Origin of the sequence: Mycobacterium sp. (assembly GCF_032159775.1) — a bacterium.
Taxonomy (GTDB): domain Bacteria; phylum Actinomycetota; class Actinomycetes; order Mycobacteriales; family Mycobacteriaceae; genus Mycobacterium.
The window spans coordinates 1-4,661 of record NZ_JAVHWK010000197.1; the positions used below are offsets into that span (position 1 = coordinate 1).

Sequence of the window (4,661 nt, forward strand, 5' to 3'; positions counted from 1 at the left end):
AGCGCCATCACCTACATCGACGGCGACGCCGGCATCCTGCGCTACCGCGGCTACCCGATCGAGCAGCTGGCAGAGAAGTCGAACTTCCTCGAGGTCAGCTATCTGCTGATCTACGGCGAGCTGCCCACAAAGGACGAGCTCGAAAAGTTCACCCACCAGATTCAGCGGCACACCCTGCTGCACGAGGACCTGAAGCGGTTCTTCGACGGCTTCCCTCGCAACGCGCACCCGATGCCGGTGGTGTCCAGCGCGGTGAACGCGTTGTCCGCGTACTACCAGGATTCGCTGGACCCGTTCGATGACGAGCAGGTGGAGCTGTCCACGATCCGGCTGCTGGCCAAGCTGCCGACCATCGCGGCGTACGCGTACAAGAAGTCGGTGGGCCAGCCGTTCCTCTATCCCGACAACTCGTTGACCTTGGTGGAGAACTTCCTGCGGATGACGTTCGGCTTCCCAGCCGAGCCGTATGAGGTGGACCCGGAGGTCGTTCGGGCCCTTGACTTGCTGCTCATCCTGCACGCCGACCACGAGCAGAACTGCTCGACGTCGACAGTGCGCCTGGTCGGCTCGTCGCAGGCGAACCTGTTCACCTCGATCTCTGGCGGCATCAACGCACTCTGGGGCCCGCTGCACGGCGGCGCCAACCAGGCCGTGCTGGAGATGCTCGAGAAGATCCGCCAGTCCGACGGCGATGTGCACGACTTCGTCAAGAGGGTCAAGAACAAGGAAGACAAGGTCAAGCTGATGGGCTTCGGCCATCGGGTCTACAAGAACTACGACCCGCGGGCCCGCATCGTCAAGGAGCAGGCCGACAAGATCCTCGGCAAGCTCGGCGGCGACGACGAACTGCTGGACATCGCCAAGGCGTTGGAAGAGGTGGCGCTGACCGACGACTTCTTCGTCGAGCGCAAGCTGTACCCGAATGTGGACTTCTACACCGGTGTGATCTACCGCGCGATGGGCTTCCCCACCAGGATGTTCACCGTGCTGTTCTCGGTGGGCAGGCTGCCGGGCTGGATCGCGCACTGGCGGGAGATGCACGAAGATGGCAGCGGCAAGATCGGCCGTCCGCGGCAGATCTACACCGGTTACACCGAGCGCGACTACTCCGACATGGAAAAGCGCTAGTCGGGTCTCTGCGACATATTTCACTGTCGGTCCGCCTTGCGCGAACGACAGTTGTAGTTTCACAATAGTTGTGTGAATGAAACTGTCGTCCGCTCATTGAGCCCGCGGCGCAAGGCCATCATCCTGATGTCCTGCTGCCTGAGCCTGCTGATCGTGTCGATGGACGCAACGATCGTCAACGTCGCCATTCCGTCCATCCGCAACGACCTCGGCGCTTCGCCATCTCAGCTGCAGTGGGTCGTCGACATCTACACGCTGGTTCTGGCGTCGTTATTGATGCTGTCCGGTGCGACCGGTGACCGTTTCGGTCGCAGGCGGATCTTCCAGATCGGCCTGACGGTCTTCGCATTGGGATCGTTGATGTGCAGCCTGGCGCCCAGCATCGAAATGCTCATCGTCGCGCGACTCATGCAGGCGGTTGGCGGCTCGATGCTGAACCCCGTTGCGCTGTCGATCATTTCGCAGATCTTCGTCGGTCGTGTCGAGCGCGCACGTGCGCTCGGAATCTGGGGCGGCGTCGTCGGCATCTCGATGGCTCTCGGGCCGATCGTCGGTGGTCTGCTGATCGAGATGGTTGGTTGGCGGTCCGTGTTCTGGATCAACCTGCCGATCTGCGCCGCCGCGATCATCCTGACCGCGATCTTTGTGCCGGAGTCCAAGTCGGCAACCATGCGCAACATCGATCCGATAGGCCAGGGCCTCGCGGTGACGTTCCTCTTCGGGCTGGTGTTCACCCTCATCGAGGGTCCCGGCATGGGTTGGTCGAACCCCCGCACGATCGTGGTCGCGGTCATCGCGCTGGTCGCGTTCGTCTCGTTCCTGCGCTACGAGGCCAGGCGCCGTGACCCCTTCATCGACCTGCGCTTCTTCCGAAGCGTCCCGTTCGCCTCGGCGACGGTACTGGCCATCAGCGCGTTCGCGGCCTGGGGTGCCTTTTTGTTCATGATGTCTCTGTACCTGCAGGGTGAGCGTCACTTCTCGGCCATGCACACGGGCCTGATCTACCTTCCGATCGCGATCGGTGCGCTGATCTTTTCGCCGCTCTCCGGCCGCATGGTCGGCCGGTTCGGCGCGCGGCCGTCGCTGATGATCGCCGGCGTGCTGATCGTCGCCGCGTCGGTGATGCTGACGTTCTTGTCGGCGACGACTGCGGTGTGGCAAATGCTGATCGTCTTCGCCGTGTTCGGCATCGGCTTCGCGATGGTGAACGCGCCCATCACCAACTCGGCCGTCAGCGGCATGCCGACAGACCGGGCAGGCGCGGCGTCGGCCGTGACCTCCACCAGCAGGCAGATCGGCGTGAGTATCGGTGTTGCGCTGTGCGGTTCGTTGGCCGGGGCTGCGCTGGCGCACACGGCGGACTTCGCGACCGCGGCCAGGCCGCTGTGGTTGGTGAGCATCGGACTGGGCCTCGTGGTCTTCATACTCGGCGGCGTGTCGACATCCCCCCGGTCGATTGCATCCGCCGATCGTCTCGCACCGCTTATCGCCGGTAGGACGGCCAGCAGAGAAGGCGCTCATGTCGGATAACCCGATGGCCGACCAGGTTTGGCGGGCGATGAGCTCGTTGGTGATCGATAACCGCGACAGCTGGAAGCGTGCGGTAGTGGAGCGAAGCGGTCTGCCGTTCAGCCGGATCCGGGTGCTGCGCAGGCTGGCCAGGGGACCGATGACCGTGAAGCAGGTGGCGGCGGCGGCGACCATGGATGCGCCCGCAGCCACCGTCGCGGTCAACGACCTCGAGGACCGGGGACTGGTGGTGCGAACACCCGAGCCCACCAATCGGCGCTGCAAAATGGTTTCGCTGACCGATGCCGGCCGCGACATGGTCGCGACCATCGACGCGACCGACGATCCGGCACCCGAGATCCTCTCGGGTCTCGACGGCATCGAATTGAGGAAGCTGCAGGCCATCCTGGCCAAGTTGTCCGGCGGTTAGCGTTCGGCCCATATCCTGTTGGCGGTGGCCATATCGTGCGGTGCGTGCGGCGCAGGCCTGCGGGACGGCGCCCGCTTCTGTGACGTGTGCGGATCGCCCGTCGCCAGCGTCGACGTTCATGCGGAGTACAAGCAGGTCACCGTGCTCTTCGCCGACGTGGTGCACTCGATGGATATCGCGGCGGCCGTCGGGCCGGAACGGCTGCGCGAGATCATGGGCGAGGTGTTCCGCCGCTCGTCGGTGATCGTTCAGCGCTACGGCGGCACGGTGGACAAGTTCACCGGCGACGGGATCATGGCGGTGTTCGGTGCGCCGGTGGCCCTCGAGGACCACGCCGTACGCGCCTGCCGCGCCGCACTGGACATCCAGACCGACGCGCAGCACTTGGCGGCGGAGGTCGAGGCTTGTGACCATATCGGCCTGCAGCTTCGCATCGGGTTGAACTCCGGTGAGGTGATCACCGGCGAAATCGGTTCCGGCCCAATGTCCTACACCGCCGTCGGCGAACAGGTGGGGATGGCGCAGCGGATGGAGTCGGTGGCGCCGCCGGGCGGCGTCATGGTGAGCGACTCGACTGCCCGCCTTGTCGACGCCAGTGCACTGCTCGGCGAAACCGAGCAGGTACACATCAAGGGTGTCGCAGACCCGGTTCCCGCGCACCGGCTACTCGGGATGGCGACCGGTCGGCGGTTGGTCAGAGCGGAACCGAGCTTCGTCGGCCGGCAGTGGGAGATGGCCGCGCTCGCCGGTGTCCTTGCGCGGTCGATCAACGGCAACGGAAGCATCGTGGGACTCGTCGGCCCGCCCGGTATCGGCAAGAGTCGTATCGTTCGTGAACTGACATCGCAGGCCAAGGATGCCGGTGCCGAAGTATTCGCGACGTTCTGCGAATCGCACACCACGGACCTGCCTCTGCACACCGTCGCCGGACTGCTGCTCGACGTCGCCGGTGCAGCCGGCCTGGATGCTTCGGCCGCTCGGGTGCAAGTGCGCGAACGATTTTCGGACGCCGATGACGAGGACATCGTCCTTCTCAACGACGTGTTGGGAATCGGAGACCCGGACGTCGCCGTCCCGCAGATCGACCCCGACGCCCGGCGGCGACGGCTGGCGTCGATGGTCAATGCGTCCACCCTGACGAAGCCCTCGCCCGCTGTCTATGTCATCGAGGATGCTCATTGGATCGACGGCGTCAGTGAGTCGCTGCTCGCTGACTTCCTCACCGTCATTCCGCAAACCGCTTCGCTCGTGGTGATCACGTACCGGCCGGAATACACCGGTGCACTGGCGCGTGCGCCGCGGTCGCAGACTGTGGCGTTGGAGCCGCTGGACGATTCTCAGATGTCAGAGCTCAGCGCCGACTTATTGGGCGGAGACTCGTCGGTGGCCGAACTCGCAGATCTCGTCACCGAGCGGGCGGCGGGCAATCCATTCTTCGCCGAGGAGATCGTCCGGGATCTGAGCGAACGCGACGTGCTGTTGGGCGGCCGTGGCTGCTATCTGTGCGTGGGGCCGGCCGCTGACGTGCACGTGCCCCGCACACTGCAGGCGGTCATCGCCGCACGCATCGACCGGTTGGATCCGGCCGCTAAGC

The 4,661-nt window shown here is 64.8% G+C and carries 4 protein-coding genes; all 4 read left to right on the forward strand.

Features of this window, described 5'->3' with window-relative positions:
- On the forward strand, positions 1–1,128 hold a 1,128-nt coding region (locus QOJ24_RS25010), incomplete at its 5' end, for a citrate synthase (RefSeq protein WP_526266067.1).
- A 96-nt stretch (positions 1,129–1,224) separates the two neighbouring features.
- Positions 1,225–2,658, forward strand: a complete 1,434-nt coding sequence (locus QOJ24_RS25015; protein WP_526266072.1) for a DHA2 family efflux MFS transporter permease subunit — start codon at positions 1,225–1,227, stop codon at positions 2,656–2,658.
- Positions 2,648–3,067 carry a MarR family winged helix-turn-helix transcriptional regulator gene (locus tag QOJ24_RS25020; RefSeq protein WP_526266069.1) on the forward strand — a complete coding sequence of 140 codons (420 nt, stop codon included), beginning with the start codon at positions 2,648–2,650 and terminating at the stop codon, positions 3,065–3,067. The genes QOJ24_RS25015 and QOJ24_RS25020 overlap by 11 nt, the downstream gene beginning before the upstream one ends.
- Before the next feature lie 24 nt (positions 3,068–3,091).
- On the forward strand, positions 3,092–4,661 hold a 1,570-nt coding region (locus tag QOJ24_RS25025), incomplete at its 3' end, for an adenylate/guanylate cyclase domain-containing protein (RefSeq protein WP_526266070.1).